Raw genomic sequence first — 24,538 nt, forward strand, 5'->3', positions numbered from 1 at the left:
TTTAATCCTCCTCAAGCGTAATTAATTGTTCCATTAAATCAATTAATTGCTGATCATTTTGATAATTTTTTTTAATATATGTCTCAATTTCAGCAGCAGCTACCTGCCTTTTTAAATATTCAGCATATAAATGCAATTTATTTTCATAATTTTCTAAAAGCTGCGTACTTCGTTTTAAGTTATCATAGACAGCTTGTCTTGAAACAGAAAATTCATCTGCAATTTCACCTAGTGAATAATCATCTGCATAATATAATTCTAAATAATCATCCTGCTTACTCGTCAATAAAGAACGATAAAAATCAAACAGAATATTAAGCCGCATACTTTTTTCTAGTTCCATCTTATAACTCCAATAATGGTCCGAATAAGCTTTTGGCAAAATCATTAGCATCAAACGGTTTTAAATCACCTACTTGCTCGCCAAGGCCAATCCATTTAACAGGTAAGTGTAATTCATTTCGAATTGGCAAAACAATTCCACCTTTGGCTGTTCCGTCTAATTTAGTTAAGACTATTCCTGTAACATCCGTTGAACTTTTGAATAACTTAGCCTGCTGCAAAGCATTTTGACCCGTTGTTGAATCCAATACTAGGAGAACTTCAGCTGGCTGATCAGGTAATTCACGTTCAATAATACGTTTCATTTTAGCTAATTCTTGCATCAGATTAACATTATTTTGTAAACGTCCAGCTGTATCAACAAATAAGATATCAGCTTGCTGGTCAATCGCCGCCTTCACCCCATCAAATACTACAGAAGCCGGATCTGATTCCGGTGGTCCAGCAATGACTTCAACACCATCTCGTTCACCCCAAACTTGTAACTGTTGTGTTGCCCCTGCTCTAAATGTATCTGCAGCTGCGAGCAAGACCTTCTTTCCTTCTTGCTTATAACGTGCAGCCAACTTTCCAATCGTAGTCGTCTTTCCGACACCATTAACTCCTACAAACAAAATAACCGTTGGCCCAGATTGAGCGAAATGCATTGATGAATCTTCATCACGGCCTTGTTCAGTATAATGATCAACTAATTTCTGTAAAATAACGTTTGAAACTTCTTCTTTGCTCTTAGCATTTTGAAGCTTAACTTCATCTCGTAATTCATCAGTTAATTTAAAGGCGGTTTCAGCACCCACATCAGCCTTGATCAAAGTTTCTTCCAGATCATCAAAAAAGTCCTCATCGACGCGTCTAAAGTTGGCCATAAATTGGTTCCAACGTTGGCTCCAAGACTTTTTAGTTTTATTCAAACCTTGATCCAAGTCTGATTCTGTTGGTTGATTTGGCTCTTCAATGTCCTTCTCTACTTCTGATTCATATACTTCTGTCTGTTCTAAATCAGATGAAGAAGCAACCACATCAGTATTTGGCTCATAAACAGCAGACGCTTCTTCAACTATCTCAATATCCGAATTTTTAACTGCATGAATTTGTTCATTGTTTTGATCTAATAATTCAGCGGTTTTCTCTATTTCATAATCATTTGATACTAATTCAGATTCATTGGCATCAAAGTTATCCTCAACTGGACTTGCTTGTTCACTTGGTTCAGAAAAAGTAATCGTATCATTAGAATTAACTTTTGATATATCACTAACCTTCTCTGCTTCTATATGAGCTTCTAGTGATTCGTTAACTTTCTCTGCTTCATCAATTACAGAATCAATCTCGATTGCCTTAGGTATCAATTGTTCGACTTTAACAATTGCCTGCTTCACTTTGGGCTGAAAAGGATTATCAGCCGTGATTCGTGGATATAACGTTACTACTTCAACCGGCTGTTTCGTTATCTTGGGTTCAGAAGGCTCTCCGGTAAATGCCTTTTTTATTGCATCAAATAATCCCATAATTTGAATTCCTCATTTGTAATTTTAATTTGTTAAACTTTGATAAGCATCTCGTGCAGCCGCTTTTTCCGCTTCTTTTGTCGATTTACCTTGACCTGCACCCAGCTTTTTATCATTGACACTCACAGCTACTGTGAAAATTTGCTCATTATTTTCAATTTGTTCTTCAGCTATTTTTTCATAATTAATTTCCACTGATCCATGCTTCTGCAACAATTCTTGTAATTTCGATTTATAATCAACAAAACGATCATAGAAACCTGTTTTAATTTTAGAAAAGAAAACAAGATCTAACAAATGCATTACTGCATCTTGACCTTGATCCAGGAATAATGCCCCGATAAAGGCTTCCCACAAATCTTCTAAAAGCGAATCTCGATTTCTCGCCCCAGACATCTCTTCTCCATGACCCAATTGGACATATTTATCAAGATGTAACTCACGTGACAAAGCTGCAAATGAACGGGTTTGTACCATTAAGATTCGCAACTCTGTCAATCGACCTTCATCCCAGTCTGGGTAATTTTGAAAAAGATAGACCGCAGATGATTGTTGCATAATTGCATCGCCCAAAAATTCGAGACGTTGATAATCGCGACCTTGATAACCTGGATGTTCATTAATATAATTAGCTTGCGTTAAAGCCTCTTCTAGTAATTTTAAATCATTAAATTGTAAGCCGTATTTATCGGCAATTTCTGCTTGTAATTGCGCAAACATTAAAAATCTCCTTCGATATTCTTCTTTGATTATTCTCTGTATAAGTATACCAAAAAACCGGACCCACAAACGTTCCGGTTTTTAAATTATCATGATATTGCTTACTTTTTAGCTTGATGTTCATAAATGTAATCAACGGTTTGATTAATCGTTGTTAACTTATCAGCATCTTCATCTGGAATTTCGGCATCAAATTCATCTTCCATTTCCAAAACCAATTCCACAAAATCAATAGAATCAACGTCAATATCATTTAAAAAGTTCAAATCACCACTGATTTGATCTGTTGAAAGTTCAAAATGGTCAGCCACTAAGGCTGCCACACGATCATAAATTACTTTTTTCTCTAACATTTTATTTCTCCCTTAATTACTCTTGACTGTCAATTCTAGCGGCCAAATCATTTTTATGTTCAGCCACAAAAGTTTCAACCTTATTAATTAAATCACTACTTAACATTGATTCGATTTGAACCATCGTGGCAGAAATTGCCTCTGCACTGGCGGAACCATGCGCTTTAACAACCGGAGCTTTAACACCCAAAACAACTGCTCCACCATACTGCTCAGGATTCCATTGATGTGCTATATCTTTTAATGTTGGAAGTAATAATCCCGCTCCCATTTTAGCACGAATTCCACCATTTGAAAGTGAATGTTTTAATGTTTTCATAACGGTTTTAGCAGTTCCTTCAATTGCCTTTAAGGTTGCATTACCTGTAAAGCCATCCGATACTACTACGTCGGCCGGTCCTTGTAAAATATTTGCAGCTTCAACATTTCCTACAAAGTTAACCAAATGTTTTGCATGACCCGCCTTAAGCAACTGATGAGCGTCTTTATGCATTTGATCGCCCTTATCTTCTTCGCCACCATTGTTTAACAAACCTACCCGTGGCTGGTCATAGTGTAAGATTTCATGTGCGTAAAACGATCCCAAAACACCATATTCATAAAGATGATTAGCACGATTATCTGCGTTGGCCCCAACATCCATCATCACAAAAGCATCGTGTTCACCACCCATTGCTGGCAATAAAGTCATTAAAGCTGGACGACTAATCCCTTTAATACGTCCCACTAAGAAAATACCTGCCGCTAAAAGAGCTCCAGTATTCCCAGCTGAAAATAAAGCATCAGCCTCACCATGTTTGACCGCATTGGCAGCCATAACTAATGAACTATTTTTACGAGTACGAACCGATTTAACAGGTTCATCTGCCATTGCAATTGCATCATATGCTTGAACTAAACTAATTCGGGTCATATCTTTAATTAGAGGCTTAACTTGATCAAGTTTTCCAAATAATACAAATTCTACATTTGGTAATTTGTCTCGAGCACTCTCTACCCCGGATACTACAGTGGTTGGTGCATCATCCCCACCCATTGCATCTACGGCGATTTTATACATCTTTTTTTCCTCTTTTTCTAGTATTATTACATAATATCATATAGATAAAATCACACCTAATCAAAATTTCGATATCTTTCCATCGTTTCTGACAAAAATTTACTAAGCATAATATTTTCAGGTTGATCAGCCCAATCGGGAGTATTCACAATTTCAAGAGCTTCTTGTTGAGCGGTTTCCATCATAATTAAATCATGAACTGGATCCCCCACCTTAAACTCAGGCATTCCAGATTGTCGATTTCCCAAAACGTCCCCTGACCCTCTTAATTCTAGATCTTTTTGAGCTAAAACAAAACCATTGGTCGTTTTAGTCATCGCTTCCATCCGTTCGATTCCAAATTGAGTTTTCGGATCTGAAATCAAAAAAGTATATGATTGACGTTGACCTCGACCAACTCGTCCACGTAACTGATGTAATTGAGCTAGTCCAAAGCGATCAGCATCTAAAATCAACATAACTGTAGAATTAGGCACATCAACCCCGACTTCAATCACCGTAGTTGCCACTAAGACTTGAAATTCATTCCGTTTAAAAGATTCCATCACAGTATCTTTTTCTTGATTAGACAAACGCCCGTGTAGCAGTCCTACTTGATACTGTGGTGCAAAATATTTCATAAGGTCTTCATAAACGGCTTGTGCATTTTGAACATCTAAAGTTTCAGATTCTTCAATTAACGGAGTAACTACATAAGCCTGTGCACCTTCATCTAGTTGTTTTCGAATAAAGCTAACAGCCTTTTCAAATTCATTATTTCTTAACCATTGTGTTTTGATGGGCTTTCGTCCAGATGGTAACTGATCAATAACTGAAACATCCATTTCCCCATAAGCCGTAATAGCTAATGTACGAGGAATAGGAGTTGCAGTCATCGCTAAAATATCGGGATTCATTCCAATTTCACGCAATTTTGCACGCTGCTTTACTCCGAATCGATGCTGCTCGTCAATGACAGCCAGGCCAAGATTGTGAAAAGCAATATCCGTTTGTATTAAAGCATGCGTTCCAATTAAAATATCAATATCCCCATTTGCTAAATCAGCTAATATCTGCCTTCGCGGACCAGCTTTCATTGATCCAGTCAATATTTCGATGCGAACATCATTTACATCAAAGAATTGGCTCAAAGTTTTGGCATGTTGCTGAGCTAAAATTTCAGTGGGAGCCATTAATGCTGCCTGCATACCAGCTGATACAGCTGCGTACATAGCTAAGGCAGCCACCACCGTTTTACCAGACCCTACATCTCCTTGCAGCAAACGATTCATATGCTTAGGTCGACGTAGGTCAGCCACAATTTCGTTCACCACTTTTTTTTGAGCAGCTGTTAGTTCAAAAGGCAATGTCTGAATAAAGGCTTTTAATTTATTATTATTAAACTCAATAGATCGTCCATGATAACTTTGGTCTGTCATTTTTAATAATTGTAAGCGCATTTGAAATAAAAAAAACTCTTCAAAAGATGCCGTTCGACGAGCAGCATGAGCCTCAATTGCATTTTTTGGTACATGCATTCCAAACAGCATTTCCATTCGTGGTAATAGGCGGTAACGGAATCGAATAGGCTCGGGAATTAAATCTACAAAGAGTTCTTTATATTTACCAAGTGCTTGCTCAATCAGCGCTTTCAATGTTTTTTGAGTAACTTCTTTTGAAGCAGGATAAGTAGCTTGTAGTTCATCCATACTATCTTTGGCTAAAATTTTAATTCCCATCAGGGTTTGGCGCCTTTGTTCATAGGTCCCATATATAGCAACCTCTTCACCTAACTTTAACTTTTCCTGCACCCAAGGTTGATTAAAGAATGTTACTACAATATTTTCGTTTTCGACAAGCAGTCTGAAATTTATGCGTGTTTTTCGATATCCATAACGGGATAAGACCGGTTCAGAAGAAACAAGACCTTTGAATGTTACTTTTTCCCCACTCCCTACTTCGGAGGGTAGTTTGGTGGCCAGATCACTATAGCGTAAGGGAAAATGGCTTAAAAGGTCTTCAATCGTAAAAATTCCTAAATGATGCAACCCATCAAGACGTTTAGGACCTACACCACTCAGTTCTGCGACCGAATCATTTAATTGCATTGTCTCCCCTCCTTTTTTATTATTCTATTAATTATACATTGTTTTTTTACAATAACTAACGAGCTTTATCATAAATCACTTAAATTTAGACCTATTTTTATCACATAATAAATTAAAAAAAGATCGCTTTAATTAGGCGATCTTTTTCTTAATATTTTAAATTAAAATGCTAATGAAATGAAATTTAGTAAGAATAGCAAAGCCACTACCCACAGTACCGGTGTAATTTCAGAAGCTTTCTTTTTGGCAAGCTTAACGATGATAAAGAAAATGAACCCAGCTGCAATTCCATATGAAATTGAATATGATAGGGCCATAAATGCGGAAGTAAAGAAGGCCGGGATGGCGACTTCTAAGTCATTCCAATCAATGGCCTTGAACTCATTCATCATTGAGATTCCCACAATGATCAAAATCGGTGCCGTGGCTGCAGAAGGTATTACCCCCACAAGTGGTGCTGCCACAATTGAGAACATAAATCCAATTGCAATGACCAAAGAAGTTAGTCCAGTACGACCTCCAGCATTAATTCCAGAAGCTGATTCAATGAAAGTCGTCGTATTTGAAGTTCCATATATTCCAGCAAACATTGTGGCAAAAGTATCAGCGACTAGTCCACGATCCATTTTAGATTTAAAGCCTTTACCTTCTTCAAATTCTTTTTGATCTTGCTTTGAAAAAATACCAGTTGTTAAACCAGTTCCAATGAATGTCCCAATCGCATCAAACAATCCGGAAAGTCCCATTGAAAATACCGTTAAAATAACTACTAAAATTTGCTTAGGCGTAGTGAACATCGACCAAAGGCCGTCTTTACCCAACGCTGCCCCAAATACAGTCCCAAAATCATGGAAAGTAGTAACAAATGAATTATGAATATCAACATGAATATTCGTTACTCCCATAGGTATTCCAATTAAGGTTGTTAATAATACAGTAATCAAATAGGCTCCACGAACTTGTTTCACTACTAAAATCACAATAATAATCAAACCAATTAAAGCTAATATAACTGGGGCAGTATTAAAGTTAGCTAATGATGGAGTTGTACCACCACCAGCAACCATTGTTTCAATTGCCTTAGTTCCTTGTCCTGAATGAAAAGGTTTATTATTAATGCTTAAAATACTATCACCACCAACAATAAAGTTAATAAATCCCGCATTTTTTAAACCAATATAGGCAATAAACATTCCAATTCCAGCAGCAATTGCATGCTTTAAAGAAATTGGAATAGCCTTGACGATGGCTGATCTTAATTTTGTCAACGTAATGATCACATCAACTAATCCAACCAAGAAAACCATCCCTAACGCTTGTTGCCAACTAAAGCCTAAGCCAAATACAATGGTATAAGTAAACATTGCTTGCATCCCAATTGAAGGTCCAATGGCATACGGTAAATTAGCAAAAAGTCCTGTAATTAATGTTCCAGTAATTATTGTTAGAATTGTGGCCATGAAGACACCTTGTGATGGCATCCCGGTCATTGATAAAACAGCTGGATTCAAGAAAATAATATAGGCCATCGCCACAAAGGTTGTTAAACCAGCTGTGACTTCCGTTCTAACCGTTGTATGGTTCTCCGATAATTTAAAAAAATGCTCAAACACGATTTATATCCCCCGAGAAATAAAATATGCGTCTCCGAATCCATACCAAAGACGCATGAAATAAAAGAAGACGTAAAGTAATAAACTTTACGTCGTCAACAAAAACCTATAATGCCACTTAAAAAAGCAACATCAAAGTATTTTATTTCAAGTCTGTGGCAGAACACGTTAACGACTGATTGATTTAAAATGTTGTTTTAACAATACCGCTCATTTCAAAATTAGTCAAGATAATATCACAATTAAACAGATCTTAAATTTTTTTAAATATTTCTATAAAAAAACTAAAACTACGTTAAGACGTAATTTTAGTTTTTTATTTATAATTTAATATTACATCTCACTTGGTGCTTTAACTCCCAAAAGGCGCAAAGACTCAGTCAGATTATTTGATACCGCTTGTACAAGGGCTAAACGAGCATTCAATTCATCATCTTCTACCAAGATTTTTGAATTAGCATAATACTTGCTAAAAGTACGTGCTAAGTTCAAAGCATATTTAGCAATCACTGATGGTTCACGATCACGCCAGGCCCGACGAATAACTTCATTAAAAGTCCCAAGTAACTTAACTGTCTCCCAGACTTTTTCATCTGAAATTTCTAAGTGTTCTGGATCAATTTCTGGATTACCTGCTTTTCGCAAAATTGAGTGGGCCCGAGCATTAGCATATTGCACATATGGTCCAGTATCACCTTCAAAACGCACAACATCTTCTAGTTTAAAGTCAAAATTCAAAGTCCGTTCATTCATCAAATCATGGAAAACGACCGCTCCAGTTCCAACTTCATGAGCAACTTCTTCTTTATTTGGAAGATCAGGATTCTTTTCATTAATTTGAGCCAAAGCCAAATTTTCAGAATCAGCCAAAACATTCTTCAATAAAATAATTCGACCTGAACGTGTTGATAATTTCTTCCCATCAACCGTAATCATTCCAAATACGATATGTTCAATATCGTCAGACCATTCATAACCCATTTCTTTCAAAATAGCTTTCAATTGTTCGAAATGTTCACGTTGTTCCCCACCAACAATGTAAAGAGATTTTACAAAGTTGTAGTTCTTCTTACGATAAGTCGCAGCAGCAAGGTCACGAGTCATATACAAAGTAGCACCATCGGTTCGTTTGATCATAGCTACATTTAAATCATAATCATCCAAGTTAACAACTTGCGCTCCTTGTGACTCAACTAGCTTTCCTTTTTCTTCCAAGCGATCGATCACAGCTTCCATCTTATCGTTGTAGAAAGCCTCACCGTTGAATGAATCAAATTGAATATCCAAAGAATCATAGACATCCATAAACTCCTTTAATGATTCATCTCTAAACCATTGCCAAAGTTCCAAAGCCTCAGTATCGCCATCTTCTAGCTTTTTAAACCAAGCTCGACCTTGATCATTTAATTCTGGTTCATTTTCAGCTTTAGCATGGAATTCAACATAATAACGAACCAACGTATTAATTGGATCAGCTCTGACCTCAGCCTCTGAGCCCCATTGCTTGTAAGCAACAATCAACTTACCAAATTGAGTTCCCCAATCACCTAAATGGTTAATTTTAATTGGTTGATAACCATTGGCTTTTGATATTTCTGCCAAAGAATTTCCAATGACAGTTGACCGTAAGTGTCCCATCGACATTGGCTTGGCAATATTTGGAGAAGACATATCAATTGTAATATGTCCTGCTTCTCCATCTGTATTATGCCCATAATTTTCATTGGAAATAATTTCTTTTAAGATATTCGCCCCAGCAGCCTTAGGATCTAAAAAGAAATTAACATAAGGTCCCATTGCAATAACTTTTTGATAATCACTAGTATCCATTGCGTCAACTAAGTCACTTGCAATCAAATTGGGCGCTTTTTTTAATTCCTTTGCTAAGGTGAAGGTTGGGAAAGCATAGTCACCCTTGCTTGAATCTTTTGGAACTTCTATCTTGGCCTTTAACGTCTCAACATCTAAATCAGGTAAAATCGTTGACAATGTTGATGCTATTTTTACTTTATAATCCATCGACTTTTCTCCTAGTTCGTTTCTTCTGGCTTCTCATCCGTGGTTTCTTCTTCAGGCAATTCACGAGGAGCTGGGTTTTCAGTCTTAACTAAAATTTTTGTTTCACTCATTCGGGTAATTGCTCGTCGGTTATATTCAACCACAGTTGCATCGTCAGCTGGATCATTTTCAGTAATCATGACCAATAAGGCATGTTCGTATATTTTTTCAATAATTCCTTTAAAGGAATGTTCGAAATTAGCAAATGCGGGTGCTTCAACATAGTCACCAATATCAAATTCTGATGTATTTACAAGCGGTTCTTTTTTAGCCATTCGTCAATCCTCTTTTGTTTTTGTATTTAATTAATTTTGTATAAAAATTCAACGCCAATCAACATATTATACCAATTTTTAGGTTAATTTTCCAGCTCTGAAACAACTCGTTGTGCAACATTCCAGTCATTTTCATATGGGGTATCCACCCCATTAACTTTTTGATATTCATCTAGACCTTTTGCTGCTATTACTACAACATCATTAATTCCAGAAGCACTAATCGCTCGTTCAATAGCAAGCGAACGATCCATTTCTCTTAAAATTTCTACCTTTGGATTTATAATATTTTGTTCAATCTCATCCGCAATGGCTGAAGGATCTTCAAATTGAGGATCATCCGCCGTTAAAATGGCAACATCAGCTCCTTCACTTAAAGCTTTCCCAATGCCTGGGCGACGAGAAACCCCTTTATTTCCAGGAGCCCCAACCACTACGCGTAAGACCTTTACTGCTTCATTTGATCGTACGAATTTTAATAAGGCCGCAATTGAGGCATAGTTATGTGCATAATCCACATAGATTGTCCCATGCTTTTGCGTCGAAAACATTTGCATTCTTCCAGGAATTTGAACTTCTTCTAATCCAGCTTCAATTGCATCTGGATCAGCACCGACTAACCGACTTGCTAAAGCTGCCGCAGTGGCATTACTTTCGTTAAAATCGCCTGGCAAATCTAGATCATAATTTCCTTGAATATTTAGTCTTTGTGCCTGTTGATTCATTTCAATCAGATCAAAATTTGAACCGCTTAAATTAGCAGAATTTGTCCTAAATTCTAAGTCCGGTTTAACTCCATCATCTTGTTGCGCTCCATAAAGCCAAATCCCATCACGAGGAATTAACTCTGTAGCTCGAGCCATCAATTCTGAAAAATGTTGACTTTCTGCATTCAAAATAATCTGATCAGAATGATCAATTAACATCATTTTATGTGCTAAGTAGTCTTCAAATGTCGGATGTTCATTTTCTCCGACATGATCAGGAGAAATATTCAAAAAAATACCAACGTTATATCGGAGGCCATAAACCCGTCGCATTTTAAACGCTTGTGAAGAAACTTCCATCACCATATGTGTCATGCCATTATCAACAGCTTCGCGCATTAATTTAAATAGATCTAATGATTCTGGTGTTGTCAAATGAGCACGGTAATGATTTTCTGGTTTTGGTCCAGTAATCTGACTAATTGTTGATGACAAGGCGACTTTATTATCTGTAGCATGTTTTAAAATATCATAAATCATGTATGTCGTTGAAGTCTTCCCTTTTGTTCCCGTCACACCAATTAAGTTTAGGGAACGTTGAGGATAATCATAATAAGTCATACTTAAAATACTCATAGCCGCCAAACTATCTTCAACATACCAGATTGGAATTGTTATATCATTTAATACTGGCTTTTGTTGGGTAACAATTCCATTTGCCCCTTTTCGTAAGGCCTCTTCTAAATATTTAGCAGGTAATTCCCCTTTAATAATAAAAAGAGAATCTGATTCCACTTGCTTTGAATTATAACTAATCGTTTGAAAGACACGTTCTTGATCTTCTGGTGCCTGTACTAATAATCCTTCATCTGATAATACATTAGTTATTTGCTCTGATGTTAATACCATTGAAAATTATCCCTCTTCCTCGTTAAAAATTGCTCTTAATGTATAAATTGATCCCGTCACAACAATTAAAGCATTCGATGAAGCTCGATACTTACGGGCTAATTGTATTGCTGCACTAGGATCATCGGCAATTTCAACATCTATATTATTTTTAGTGTTGTGTAGACAATATGATGCCATTGCTTCAGCCGACATCCCCTCTTTTGACTCAGGAGTTACGGCAATAATTGTTGACGCGATACTAGCTACCAGATCAATTATTTCATGTGCATTTCGATCATCCAATAACCCTAAAACAAAAACAGGTTTAAATGGTAAATGCCAAGCTTTAATTGAATCTCTTAATCCGCTAATTCCATCTAAATTACTAGCACCATCATACAATATATTACGATCAGCAACATATTCCATCCGCCCAGGAATTGATATGTTAGATAAAGCTGCCATTGTCTTATCCTTGGACAATTGGAACCCTTTTTGCTGTAAATAATTAACGATTTGAAGCACCGTACTTAAATTACTAGCTTGATATGCTCCGGCCAATGGTAAATGAATATCAGGAATATCAGGAATATCATCAATTTTTAATGATAATCCCTGTGGTGCAGTAGATAGAATCGTTATCTGAGGCAATGGGTAAGGGTTCCAAAATGCATGAACTGCATCAGTCTGTTCATGCAAAACTTTTTGAACATCATAATCTTGACCTGGGTAACTAACAATTAATGCACCTGGCTTTATAATTTTGGCATACTCATTAGCTACTTGTTTTAAAGTTGAGCCCGTTGAACAAATATTATCAACTGAAATTTTAGTATACGCAATTAAATAGGGGGTTCGGACCGCATTAGTGACATCATTACTTCCTCCTGGCCCCTCTTCTAAGATTACAAATTGAGTATCTTGTTGTGCAAAATAAACTAAGGCGATCAGAACCCACCACTCAAAAGTGCTGAGTAGTGAAAAATCACCATCATGTTTTTTAATTTGGAGTGTAATTTCATGAACAATTTTGACCACATCTTTTTGACCAATTGGTTGACCATCAATGGTGATCATCGTTAAATCATCTTGAATGGCTGGTGCCGAAAAATGGCCAACATGGTACTGACTCTCCTGTAGAATGCTTTTCAGCATAGTTCCTGTTGATCCTTTACCATTGGTCCCAGCAATATGAATAATTCGTAGCCTTTTATCTGGATTCCCCAACCACGATAAAATTTCGCTAATCATACCCACGCGGGCTAACGAAGGTTTTACAGCTTTCGCAGCTGTAATTTTTTTATTAATTTTACTGTAATCTTCACGACCAACCATATCATCACTATCCTTATTATTATTGTTCCATTCAAAACTTCTTACCAAATTATACAATGTTTTGTCGAAAAAAAACGTTATTCACAAAAACTTCAAATTTAGAGCATTAAAATCATACATAATTATGCAATAAAAGAGGATTGAAGTCATGCATAATTCTTCAATCCTCTTATTAAATTAACATTAACTCTATGTGTTCAGTATACAAAAAATTTATAACTTTTCAAGTGCTGCAATTCTTTGTTCCATCGGTGGATGAGTCGAAAATAGATTGTTCATCTTATCTCGACTTAAAGGATTACTAATATATAATCCTGCGCTCGATGGCGCGACATTATCTTCTTGCATAGGTTCGCTCTGCGATATTTTTTGTAAAGCTGAAATCAGCCCTTGCGGATTTCGTGTTAACTCAACAGCACCAGCATCAGCCAAATATTCGCGATTTCGCGAAATAGCAAGTTGGACAACAGTTCCCATAATAGGAGCTAAGATCAGTACCAGTAATGAAACAATTATACCTAAAATATTATTACTGTTATTGTCTTCATCGTCTCGACGTCCGCCACCCCAAAACATAAAATTAGTTCCAAAGTTAGCTAACAAGGCAATTACTGATGTTAAAGCCACTGCCAATGTTTGAATCCGAATATCATAATTTCGTACGTGCGTCATTTCATGAGCCATAACGCCTTCTAATTCTGTCCGATTTAATCGTTGTAGAATTCCAGTCGTGGCTGCAACTGCTGCATTTTTAGGATTATTACCAGTTGCAAATGCATTTGGCGAAGGATCATCAACAATAAAAACACGCGGCATTGGAACATTTGCTACTAAAGCCATATCTTCCACAATGTGCCACAGTTCTGGTGCATCATCTGGACCTTGCAACTCCTGAGCATGATTCATTTGCATTACAATATCAGTCGATTGGCTATAGATGTAACCAACATAAACAATTCCTACAACCAAGGTAATCATTAACCCCATAGACACTGATCGCCACACAAAGTAGCCCAAAGCCGCTCCTACAATTACCAAAAAGATAAAGAATCCGATAAATAACAACACCGTTTTTCGCTTATTTTGACTAATCTGGTCATACAACATATTTATATTCCTTGATCATTAAATGAAACTTTTGGTGCGACTTTTTCCTCACTAGGAACTTCTAAGAAAGCAGACGGTTCAAAATGTCCCATCTTAGCAACAATTGAAGTTGGAAACATTTGAATCTTCGCATTGTAATTTGAAGTTGTTGAATTAAATAATTGACGAGAATATGCAATTTTATTTTCAGTATTAGTTAATTCTTCCATCAAATTAGTATATTGCTGATTAGCTTTTAAATCAGGATAGGCTTCTGATAAAGCAAAAACAGATTTCAAAGCTGATGATAATTGATTAGAAACCTCCATAGTTGCTTCTTGATCATTTGCTGGAATCTCCATCAATTGGTTTCGCAAACCTATTACTTTTTCCAAAGTGCCTTGTTCATACTTGGCATAACCCTTAACCGTCTCAATTAAATTTGGAATCAAATCATTACGTCTCTTCAATTGAACATCAATTTGAGACCATGAATCCTTAGTGTGCATCCGTGCTGAAACTAAGCCATTATAAATGACTACATAAGCAATCACTAATACTACTATTATTACAATTAAAATAAGTATACTCATATAAATTATTTATCCCCTTTAACTATTAAAGATAAGTCGCAATCGTGGCTTGAATGGCAGTTAATTGATCATCAGCCTCAGCGGATGTTGCGCCTTTCGTCCCCACGTAAAACTTAATCTTTGGCTCAGTTCCTGAAGGGCGAACAGCTACCCATGAACCATCAGACAACCAATATTTCAATACTTCTGCAGTTGGTAATGTTATTTTTTGAACTGCCCCTGTTTGCATATCAGTTTCAGTTCCAGCTGCAAAGTCCTCGACCTTAATAACATTCAATGAACCAAAATGTTTAGGTGTTTCTTGACGGAATTTAGCAATTAATTGTTCAATTTGTTCTTTTCCATCAATACCCTTAAAGGTCAATGACTTAGTGTTTTCAACAAAATAACCAAATTTTTCAAATAATTCTTGGACACCATCATAGACAGTTTTACCAAGTGATTTATAGTAAGCGGCCACTTCAGCCATCAAAATTGTTGCTTGAACTGAATCTTTATCACGTGCAAACGGCTTTACCAAGTAACCATATGATTCTTCAAAACCAAAGAGAAAAGTATGATCATGGTTAATTTCATAATTTTTAATCTGTTCAGCAATATATTTAAATCCAGTCAAAACGTTAATAGTCTCAATCCCAAAGCTGGCAGCAATATCTGCAGCAAATTCTGAAGAAACGATTGACTTAACTAACACCCCATTTTCAGGTAACTTATTAGCTTCCTTTTGAGCAGTTAAGATATAATTCATCAAAACTACACCAATTTGATTACCCGTCAACATAACATATTCACCAGATGGTTGACGTACGGCAGTTCCCATTCGATCAGCATCGGGGTCAACAGCGATTACTACATCAGCACCTTCTTGTTTGGCTAGTTCAATCCCCATCGCCAAAGCTTTTGGATCCTCGGGATTAGGTAATTCAACAGTTGGGAAATCACCATTTGGTTCTTTTTGTTCTGGAACCATTAATACATTTTTAAAACCTGCATTTTCTAAAGCTTGACCAGTAATCATCGCCCCAGTTCCATGCAAAGGTGAGTAGACTAACTTCATATCACGCCCAACAGTGTCGATTAATTCATGATTAATTGATACTGTTTTAACATTTTCAAGATAAGCTTGATCTAAATCATCAGATAAATCTTGATATAAATCTTTAGCTCGTAAATCATCTAAGTTAGCCACTGGAACATTAAACATATCAACCTGTCGAATTGCATCAGTAATGATATCAGACTCTTTAGGTGGCATCTGCCCACCATCTTCACCATATATCTTATAACCATTGTAGTTTTTAGGATTATGAGAAGCTGTAATCATAATTCCTGCATAAGTATTTAAATGTCTAACCGCAAATGATAGCTCTGGCGTTGGTCGAAGGCTTTCAAAGACGAACGCTTTGATACCATGCGCTCCCAACACGCGTCCTGCTTCTTGAGCAAATTCCTGTGAATAATGTCTTGAATCATATGAAATTGCTACACCACGTGCTTTTATAGCGTCATCATTAAATGAATCAATTAACTGTGAAAGGCCTTCAGTGGCTTGACGAACAGTATAAATGTTCATCCGATTAATTCCAGCCCCAAGGATCCCACGCATTCCAGCTGTTCCAAAACTTAATGGTGTATAAAAAGCATCCTCTCGTTCACTATCATTTTGCATGTTAGCTAAATCAGCTTTTAAATCGGCAGGTAAATCGTGCTTTTCTGACCAAATTTTATATGTTTCTTCCCAACTCATATTATTTCTCCTAGTTCTAACTAATCTTTATCGTATTACATCTTTGAAATTGTTTACATTATTATATCACAGCACTATTAGTACCACTATCCTGACATGTATTAATTAGTAAAACATTATAAATACAGCTTAAAGCAAAAAAGCAAATTAGACAAAATATGTCTAATCTGCTTTTTAAAATTTAATGTTATTAATAACTTTTAACATTATATTCTTTTTATTTAATTGAAAAGTTAGTTATTCTACTGCCAAATAAATAGGATAAAGAGGTTGATTTCCAGAATGAATTTCGACTTCCATCTCACTATCTAATTCTTCAATATAGCTAGCCAACTCTTCAGCATCAGACTTAGTTGAATCTGCTCCATAAATTAATGTAACAATTTCATCATCCTCATCTAACATTTTTTCCAGCAATTTTTGGGCTGCTGCTTTTATATCACCTGCAGGTTCGGCGACAACGATGTCTCCATCCAAAAGGCCAATCGCATCACCAACATGAATCTCTAACCCACCAATTGTTGTATCGCGTACTGAAGTTGTGACAGAACCAGACTTAACATCAGCAAGTGCCAAAGTCATATTTTTAGCATTATCTACTAACGATGCATCTGGATTGAAACCAACTAGCAAGGCTGTTAACCCTTGTTGAACTGTTCTGGTTTTAATAATTTCAACCGGAATGTCTAACATCGACTTGGCTTGATCAGCTGCCATAAAGATATTGGAATCATTTGGCAAAACAATTGCTTGTTTGGCTCCACTATCTTTAATCGCTGAAACAATATCAGATGTTGATGGTGCTTGGGTACTATCAATAATAATATTAGCCCCTGACGTCTTAAAGAGGTCTTGTACACCATCACCAGCTGCAATTCCAATGACTGCCAATTCAACTTGAAGTGGTTCATTCTTTTGTTCATCTTTAGCTTTTTGCGCTGCCATAGATGCTTCTACTTGTTGATAACGCATGTTATCAACTTTAGTCTTACGTAACGACCCATACTTCAAGCCCCATTCAAAGACTTTTCCTGGATGCTCAGTATGAATATGAACTTTAACAACTTCTTCATCATTAATAACCAACAATGAATCACCTAAATTAGCTAAGTAATCGTAAAATTGATCATAATCAAATTCAGTATCATAAGTTGTTCCAACAGCAAGATCGACCATCATTTCAGTACAATAACCATATTTAATACTATCTGGATTAAGCTCACCCTGAACTCCAGTATTATGCAAATCTTGAATCATAGCTTCAAGACCAGCATTATCAACAGCATTATGCTTGATTTCTTGACCAGACAAAACAGCATAAAATGCTTCAAGAACAATAACTAACCCTTGTCCACCAGAATCAACCACACCCACTTCCTTTAAAACAGGAAGCAAATCAGGTGTAGATGCTAAAGCCTTTTCAGAAGCATCATAAGCTGCTTTTGCAATTTCAACTACGTTATCAGATTGTTTAGCTGCATTATTTGCTGCTGATGCTGCCTCGCGAATAACAGTTAAAATAGTCCCCTCAGTGGGCTTCATAACAGCTTTATAGGCCGTTTCAGCTCCACCCATTAAACCATTAGCAAAAGTCCGGGCTGTCAATACCTCTTCATCTTTAACGGCATTAGCAAACCCACGGAAAATTTGAGATAGAATAACTCCAGAGTTTCCACGAGCGCCCATCAATAAACCTTTTGAGGTTGCCTTAGCTAAAGAACCAAGGCGCAAATCAGTTTCATCACGCTCATACTCAGCTCCAGAAGCCATCGACAAAGTCATATTAGTTCCCGTATCCCCATCTGGAACTGGAAAAACATTTAATTTATTAATTTTTTCTGCATTATCTTGCAATGTATTTGCTGCAGCGTTGATCATTTTACCAAATTCAACGTTTGTAATTTCTGTTACAACTTCCACAATTTCAAATCCTCCGAAATACTCCGATTATTCACCCAAAATACGAACGCCTTGGACAATCACATTGACTTCATCGGCGATAATTCCCAGCATACTACTTAAATCATTTTTAACACGTGCTTGCACGCTCTTTGATATTTCTGAGATCTTCATTCCATAACCCACAATCACATAAACATCTACAGCAATTCCAGTTTCAGTCTCACGAACAACTACCCCTTTAGCATAATTGTCTCCACTCAAAGCTTGGTTAATTCCATCACGTAAAGGATTTTGGCTGGCCATCCCAACCACACCATAATTATCAGTTGCTGCGCCACCAACAATTTTAGCAATTACATCATTTTCAATTTGAACGGTTCCTTGTTCGGTTTGAATCTTTACTGCCATATCCTAAAACCCCCTTATAAAATCCATAATCAATATTTTATCACAGAACTTAAGACAGCTCTATCAATTGTCACTAAATTCAATGGTTACTTTATTTTAACGCAACTGATTAAAAATGTGTAAATTATTGTTAAATCAGCCTACCATTACTGGTAAATAAAAATTGTCATTTTCTCTTTTTTGTAAAGAAAAAGCTACCTAAATAATTAGATAGCCATAATCTATTTGATATTAAACACGTTCGATTGAACCGTTCTTCAACCCAGCCTTCAAAGTACGGGCTGATAAGTAAACTTTTTTAGGTGCTGCTCCGTTAATTTTAACGGTTACCTTTTGCAAGTTTGGCTTCCAGCTACGACGGCTTGAGTTAAGGGCGTGTGAACGTTGGTTACCGAAGCGCGTACGCTTTCCGTTGACTGCATCAACTGCCATGGTGTGACCCTCCCATCTTAAGCTCTTTATTTCAGTGCTTTAATTTACTTAAATAATCTTATCAAAGCGTGGAACAATATGCAAGCACTTTGTGTAAAGTAATATTACTTTACATCATTTTTTTTGAATAATTAGTCGGCATCTTTAGATTGAATGACCGCAATAAGTCCCGATTTAAATGAAAAATGGTTTGTTTCACCCACAAATTCATTAGATCCCCAAATAGTGACTGGACCATTCCAATCAGTTAAAGGATATTTTTCATCAATTAACGTTAATCCAGTGACAGGTTCAATCGCGGCAAATCCAACATATTTCATCCCAGAAATCTTTTCAATAGTATAATTACCAGGAAGATAGAAATCAATCACATTATTTTTATCAATAATACGACACTGATCGGCTATTCTTTTCAAATTAGGCTTCGCAAACATCAAAATATTATGCAACAAATGATCTAAACGACCACCAGTTGCACCATATATTTCAATCAATTTTGGCTGGTATTTTTGTTCAATTACCTGCAAAATTGCCTCAGCGTCTGTTTGAACTTGTTCTTCTTTGCTAATTATTTCCGGCAATTTCGATGCAAGATCAGAATGATGTTCAAAATGAATTGAATCTAAGTCACCAAACGTTAATATAGGAGTTATGCCTAGCTTCATTAAATATAGTGCGCCACGATCAGCAGCCACCCATGGTCCCGATAAAGATCCATTTTTTAACTCTAACGGCCATTCAGACTGAGGTCCACCAACTAGTAATCGAATTAATTGATTAGTTTTATCCTGTGCCTGCATCAATCCTCACCTCATTTGACTCGAATTACTTAGTGACTTCCTTTAAACGTGCAACCTTAGCTGCAGGATCAACTTTGTCATAAACATATGAACCAGCAACAGCAACAGTAGCACCTGCTTCGTAAGCTAGCTTAGTCGTCTCATCATTGGCACCACCATCAATTTCAATATCATAATGATATCCATTTTTAGTCTTTAATTCAGATAATTCAGCAATCTTAGCTAAAGTTTCGGGCAAGAATTTTTGTCCCCCGAAGCCAGGATTAACAGTCATAACCAATACTTGGTCAACCATATGTAATACTGGTGCAATTGATGAAACAGGTGTTGCTGGGTTGATTACAACCTCAGATTTGATCCCATGCTCATTAATTTGTTGTAATGCTCGGTGAAGATGTTGAGTAGCTTCATAATGAACACCTAAAATATCTGCCCCAGCTTCAACGAAAGTATCAATATAACGTTCTGGTTGTTCAACCATTAGGTGCACATCCAAGACCATGTTAGTTTTTGGCTTCAAGGCCTTCACCCACCCTGGACCATATGAAATAGATGGTACAAACATTCCGTCCATCACATCAATATGCAAATATTCAGCGCCTGCTTTCTCAACAAGCTTGACATCTTGTTCTAAGTTCAAATAATCAGCTGCTAAAATTGATGGTGCTACTTTAATTGACATAATATCCCCATTTCCTGTTGAATTTGAATGTAATTCAAATTATTCTAAATTAACTCACCTAGATTGGTAAAGTTAATGTTTTTTATCATGTTTATTATATACCGGCCGGCGGTCTTCAATCAAATCATAAAACAATTTATAGTTATTATATCTTGATTGCATTATTTCACCATTCTCAACGGCTTCCTTTACTGCGCAATTTGGCTCATTCAAATGGACACATCCGCGAAAACGGCATTGGCTAGAATATTGGTTAATTTCACGGAAATATTTGGTTAAATCCCGAGCTTTCATTTTGAAAACTTCAAAAGTAGAAAAACCAGGTGTATCTGCAACCCATCCTTGTCCCATTGCAACTAAGCTCACTTGTCTAGTAGTGTGTTTCCCACGGCTTAAGGCCTGTGACACTTCTCCTGTAGCAAGATTTAGCGTTTCATTTAGATGGTTTAACAGTGTTGATTTACCAGCTCCTGTTTGCCCCATCACTACACTTAACCCCTCGTTTAAAATCTCCCGTAATTCTTTTAAGCTAGGTTCATCAAATGATTTTTCTGGCAAGACCACCTGATAACCAGCATTTCGATAACCAACAACTACTTCGGCTAAATTTTCATACTCCACTGGTGTTAATAAATCGATTTTAGAAAAATAAATAATCGGTTCAATTCCATCATCTTCTAATGCTACCAATTGTCGATCTAATAAATTGGTTGAAAAATCAGGCAACTTAACTGCTGTTACTAAAATCGCTTGATCAACATTGGCCACGGGTGGTCGAACTAAACTATTTTTACGTGCATCAATTTTTAACAAATAACCATCTTGATCAGCATCAGCGGAAAACTCCACAAAATCACCAACCAAAGGTGTCAAACCTTTTTTTCTGAAATTCCCGCGTGCTCGAGTTCGTTTCATTTTTCCGTCATCCGTTAAAACATCATAAAATCCAGCTAATGATAGATGAATTTGTCCATGATAATTGGTCATTCAATTTCCTCAATTTTCTATAGATATTAGTATTAACTAATTTTAGCGTAATATTGATTTAAAAACCATGCTGAAAATTTTCTTACTCTCACTAAACTATCAAAATTAAAAAAAATATCAGATCCGGTCAATTCTTTAGAATTACCTTTTCTGATATCTATTTCTTTAAATATTATGTTTGATCTTCTATCTGATTAACTTGATGAACTACTAGTACTAGAGACGCTACTGCTAGCGCTAGAACTACTGCTACTTGAACTATTACCTGATCCGCTTGAGACACTAATCTTCAAAGTTCCACCCTTTTTAAGGGTTCCACCTGAGGAGATATTTTGACTAGTTACCTTGCTGCTATCATCTGCTCCAGCTGGATCAACATTAACCTCAATCCCATTCTTATCAGCCCAAGACTTAACATCTCCATATGTTTTACCTACGAAATCTGGAACTGAAATTGGGTTTGCCCCAGATGAAATTGCTACCGTAACAACAGTCCCATCTTTAATTTTTGTTCCAGCCTTAATCGACTGTGAAATAACGTTATTTTCATCAACAGAATCCGAGGCTTGCTGAGCAAATGAAACGATAACCCCCTGTTTATTAGCTAATTTTTGTGCCTCATTTTGAGTCATATCACTAAAATCAGGTACAACTAATGACTTTTGTCCTCTTGATACCGTAAAGGTAATCGTTGTTTTTGAAGGATCTACCTTATATTCAGCAGGAATATCTTGTTCACTAATATAACCTGACGGAACATCAGCATTATACTGATGTACGGCTTTGATCTTATAGCCTCTGGTTCGTAGCTGACTGGCAACTTTTGAATATTTCTCACCTGTATAATCGCCAACACGAACCATCTTAGCGCCACTTGAGATATAAAGATCAACACTATCACCTTTATTAATTTTTTGACCAGCTTTTGGATCAGTTTTAATCACATAGCCCTTTTTAACATCTTTATTATTAACATGATAAACTTGTCCAACTGTAACCCCATCTTGTTTCAAAGATTGGCGTGCCGAACTTTCGGTATCTCCTGTAAAATCAGAAATCGTTACTTTATTAGGTGTTAGACCAAAAATCAAAAAGATAGTCAAAATTGCAGAAAATGCAATCGCAATCCAGGTCATAATCCGACGGGGTTTACTCCAAATTTTAATACTAGATTGTTCCTTACCCTTACCTGATTTTTTCTTAACATCCCGTTGAGCTTTACGTGATATTGGTTCTGCTGTTGTATTATGCTTAGACTCTTGATTAGCCACCGCTCCCAAAACATCATTAGGAATAATTTTAGTAACTGTTGTCGTATCGTCAGCTTGGTTATTCAAATTCAAACGCGGCTCATTTAAACGTTCAGTCGACATTACATTTGATAAATCTTGGCGCATCTCATTAACTGAACTATAACGGTCCATTGGATTTTTCTGTGTAGCCCGTAAAATCACGTTTTCCAACGCTTGTGGAATTCGTGGATCAATATCACGTACAAATGGCATTGGCTCTGACGAATGCATCAATGCCACACTAACTGCCTCTTGGGCATCAAATGGCACCTTACCAACCAACATTTCATAGAGAATAATACCTAATGCATAAATATCGCTACGCGTTGTTGCCATCCCCCCTTTAACTTGCTCAGGAGACATATAATGTATTGAACCAATTGCAACGTCAGTTTTAGTTAATCCCAAACTAGATTGTGCTAATGCAATCCCAAAATCAGTAATCTTAGCGCGGCTACTTTCATCAATTAAAATATTTTGTGGTTTTAAATCACGATGAACAATGTTATGACTATGTGCCATTGCCACTCCAGCCAAAACATCATCCATAATTTCTAATGTCCGCGTTATCGTTAGCGGATGATGACTAGCAATGTAACGTTTTAAATCTTCTCCCTTAACATATTCACTGACTAAAAATTGCAGTTGATTAGATTCACCAAAATCGTAAACTTGGATAATATTTGGATGGACCAACTCAGTTGAGGCAGCGATTTCATTTTCAAAACGTTGACGACTAGTACTGTTATCACGCATATCCAAACGAAGCAATTTAACGGAAACATCCCGATTTAAAATTTGGTCATGTGCACGATAAACATTGGCCATACCACCTTCACCTAATGGCTCAATGATTTGATAACGATCGGCAATTAATTCATTAACTTGCATTAGTATTCCCCTTCTCCTTCCTGCATACCTAAGAGCACTGTTATATTATCTGGCGTACTCTTCTGATTAGCTGTTGCAATTAAATGCGCTACTGCTAAGGAAATGTTATCACTATCTTGAATGATTTTAACAACCTCATAATCAGAAAGCGCCTTTCCTAATCCATCTGTGGTGAGGAGGAGGAGGTCTCCTTCTTCTATTTTCATATCTTGAATATCTGGTTTTGCCTCAGTATTAACTCCTAATTGACGAGTAATCATATTACGACCAGGATGATCTTTTGCTTCTTCTGAAGTAATAGCTCCCCGTCGTAATAACTCGCTCGCCAAATTGTGATCCTGTGTTAGTTGTAAAATACTATCACGACGTAAAAGATAGGCTCTCGAATCGCCTAAATTTGATATAACCAAAGAATTGGGCAAGATTACTGCAATGACTAATGTTGTTGCCATCCCTTTTAAAGTTTTATAGCGATTAGCGGTTGTTAAAATTTTTTTATTTTCTTGGAGTGTCTGTGCTAACAGCCAATCTTTAGCCGCGCTTGGAGTGTATATCTGTGTCATAAGCCAGTCATTTCCAAAATGTGAAACGGCCATAGTCGCCGCTACATCACCGGCATTTTGACCACCAACGCCATCCGCAACAATCGCTAATTGAACTCCTCGTTGATTCACAAAAACATCAACATAATCTTGATTATCAGCACGAACAGTTCCACGATCTGTTGCAAATGCGATTTTCATAACTTGCCCTCTCCTTTTAGTTTCTC

Annotated in this window: 22 protein-coding genes; all 22 read right to left on the bottom strand. The window is 36.6% G+C overall.

Annotated elements, in window-relative coordinates; all coding sequences use genetic code 11:
• Position 1: 1 nt before the first annotated feature.
• The 22 genes from JC2156_RS04360 to JC2156_RS04465 all read right to left on the bottom strand — a co-directional run bounded on the left by JC2156_RS04360 (position 2) and on the right by JC2156_RS04465 (position 24,512).
• Positions 2 to 343 carry a putative DNA-binding protein gene (locus tag JC2156_RS04360; protein ID WP_006845501.1) on the bottom strand — a complete coding sequence of 114 codons (342 nt, stop codon included), beginning with the start codon at positions 341 to 343 and terminating at the stop codon, positions 2 to 4.
• 1 nt (position 344) lies between these two features.
• On the bottom strand, positions 345 to 1,850 hold the full coding sequence (gene ftsY / locus JC2156_RS04365; RefSeq protein WP_006845502.1) for a signal recognition particle-docking protein FtsY: 1,506 nt from the start codon (positions 1,848 to 1,850) through the stop codon (positions 345 to 347).
• A 24-nt stretch (positions 1,851 to 1,874) separates the two neighbouring features.
• Complete coding sequence (gene rnc, locus JC2156_RS04370; protein WP_006845503.1) at positions 1,875 to 2,570, bottom strand: ribonuclease III; 696 nt, start codon at positions 2,568 to 2,570, stop codon at positions 1,875 to 1,877.
• A 101-nt stretch (positions 2,571 to 2,671) separates the two neighbouring features.
• The gene (gene acpP, locus JC2156_RS04375; protein ID WP_006845504.1) at positions 2,672 to 2,923 is read right to left on the bottom strand and encodes an acyl carrier protein; all 252 of its coding nucleotides are present in this window, start codon (positions 2,921 to 2,923) and stop codon (positions 2,672 to 2,674) included.
• 16 nt (positions 2,924 to 2,939) lie between these two features.
• Positions 2,940 to 3,983: a phosphate acyltransferase PlsX gene (plsX, locus tag JC2156_RS04380; protein ID WP_006845505.1), complete on the bottom strand. Its 1,044-nt coding sequence runs from the start codon at positions 3,981 to 3,983 to the stop codon at positions 2,940 to 2,942.
• 56 nt (positions 3,984 to 4,039) lie between these two features.
• Positions 4,040 to 6,070 (bottom strand): ATP-dependent DNA helicase RecG, encoded by a 2,031-nt coding sequence (gene recG, locus JC2156_RS04385; RefSeq protein WP_006845506.1) that lies wholly within the window; start codon positions 6,068 to 6,070, stop codon positions 4,040 to 4,042.
• Positions 6,071 to 6,231: 161 nt separating this feature from the next.
• The gene (locus JC2156_RS04390) at positions 6,232 to 7,683 is read right to left on the bottom strand and encodes an NCS2 family permease (protein ID WP_006845507.1); all 1,452 of its coding nucleotides are present in this window, start codon (positions 7,681 to 7,683) and stop codon (positions 6,232 to 6,234) included.
• Positions 7,684 to 8,016: 333 nt separating this feature from the next.
• Complete coding sequence (gene argS / locus JC2156_RS04395; protein ID WP_006845508.1) at positions 8,017 to 9,702, bottom strand: arginine--tRNA ligase; 1,686 nt, start codon at positions 9,700 to 9,702, stop codon at positions 8,017 to 8,019.
• A gap of 11 nt (positions 9,703 to 9,713) precedes the next feature.
• A complete protein-coding gene (locus tag JC2156_RS04400) occupies positions 9,714 to 10,016 on the bottom strand; it encodes a hypothetical protein (protein WP_006845509.1) in 303 nt (100 codons plus the stop codon).
• A gap of 83 nt (positions 10,017 to 10,099) precedes the next feature.
• Positions 10,100 to 11,632 carry a Mur ligase family protein gene (locus JC2156_RS04405; RefSeq protein ID WP_006845510.1) on the bottom strand — a complete coding sequence of 511 codons (1,533 nt, stop codon included), beginning with the start codon at positions 11,630 to 11,632 and terminating at the stop codon, positions 10,100 to 10,102.
• 6 nt (positions 11,633 to 11,638) lie between these two features.
• Complete coding sequence (locus tag JC2156_RS04410) at positions 11,639 to 13,006, bottom strand: bifunctional folylpolyglutamate synthase/dihydrofolate synthase (protein ID WP_238530585.1); 1,368 nt, start codon at positions 13,004 to 13,006, stop codon at positions 11,639 to 11,641.
• Between the two features lie 156 nt (positions 13,007 to 13,162).
• The gene (gene htpX / locus JC2156_RS04415) at positions 13,163 to 14,056 is read right to left on the bottom strand and encodes a zinc metalloprotease HtpX (RefSeq protein ID WP_006845512.1); all 894 of its coding nucleotides are present in this window, start codon (positions 14,054 to 14,056) and stop codon (positions 13,163 to 13,165) included.
• A gap of 2 nt (positions 14,057 to 14,058) precedes the next feature.
• A complete protein-coding gene (locus JC2156_RS04420) occupies positions 14,059 to 14,628 on the bottom strand; it encodes a LemA family protein (RefSeq protein WP_006845513.1) in 570 nt (189 codons plus the stop codon).
• A gap of 25 nt (positions 14,629 to 14,653) precedes the next feature.
• On the bottom strand, positions 14,654 to 16,375 hold the full coding sequence (locus JC2156_RS04425; RefSeq protein ID WP_006845514.1) for a phospho-sugar mutase: 1,722 nt from the start codon (positions 16,373 to 16,375) through the stop codon (positions 14,654 to 14,656).
• Between the two features lie 237 nt (positions 16,376 to 16,612).
• Complete coding sequence (locus JC2156_RS04430) at positions 16,613 to 18,295, bottom strand: DAK2 domain-containing protein (protein WP_006845515.1); 1,683 nt, start codon at positions 18,293 to 18,295, stop codon at positions 16,613 to 16,615.
• Between the two features lie 27 nt (positions 18,296 to 18,322).
• Positions 18,323 to 18,685: an Asp23/Gls24 family envelope stress response protein gene (locus JC2156_RS04435; protein WP_006845516.1), complete on the bottom strand. Its 363-nt coding sequence runs from the start codon at positions 18,683 to 18,685 to the stop codon at positions 18,323 to 18,325.
• A 231-nt stretch (positions 18,686 to 18,916) separates the two neighbouring features.
• Positions 18,917 to 19,117, bottom strand: coding sequence for a 50S ribosomal protein L28 (gene rpmB / locus JC2156_RS04440; protein ID WP_006845517.1), 201 nt, complete (start codon positions 19,115 to 19,117; stop codon positions 18,917 to 18,919).
• A gap of 131 nt (positions 19,118 to 19,248) precedes the next feature.
• A complete protein-coding gene (locus tag JC2156_RS04445) occupies positions 19,249 to 19,917 on the bottom strand; it encodes a thiamine diphosphokinase (RefSeq protein ID WP_006845518.1) in 669 nt (222 codons plus the stop codon).
• Between the two features lie 25 nt (positions 19,918 to 19,942).
• On the bottom strand, positions 19,943 to 20,599 hold the full coding sequence (rpe, locus tag JC2156_RS04450; RefSeq protein WP_006845519.1) for a ribulose-phosphate 3-epimerase: 657 nt from the start codon (positions 20,597 to 20,599) through the stop codon (positions 19,943 to 19,945).
• A 72-nt stretch (positions 20,600 to 20,671) separates the two neighbouring features.
• On the bottom strand, positions 20,672 to 21,586 hold the full coding sequence (gene rsgA, locus JC2156_RS04455) for a ribosome small subunit-dependent GTPase A (RefSeq protein ID WP_006845520.1): 915 nt from the start codon (positions 21,584 to 21,586) through the stop codon (positions 20,672 to 20,674).
• Positions 21,587 to 21,780: 194 nt separating this feature from the next.
• Positions 21,781 to 23,769 (bottom strand): Stk1 family PASTA domain-containing Ser/Thr kinase, encoded by a 1,989-nt coding sequence (gene pknB / locus JC2156_RS04460; RefSeq protein WP_006845521.1) that lies wholly within the window; start codon positions 23,767 to 23,769, stop codon positions 21,781 to 21,783.
• Positions 23,769 to 24,512, bottom strand: a complete 744-nt coding sequence (locus JC2156_RS04465) for a Stp1/IreP family PP2C-type Ser/Thr phosphatase (protein ID WP_006845522.1) — start codon at positions 24,510 to 24,512, stop codon at positions 23,769 to 23,771. The genes pknB and JC2156_RS04465 overlap by 1 nt, the downstream gene beginning before the upstream one ends.
• Between the last annotated feature and the right edge of the window lie 26 nt (positions 24,513 to 24,538).

The organism is Weissella koreensis KCTC 3621 (genome assembly GCF_000277645.1).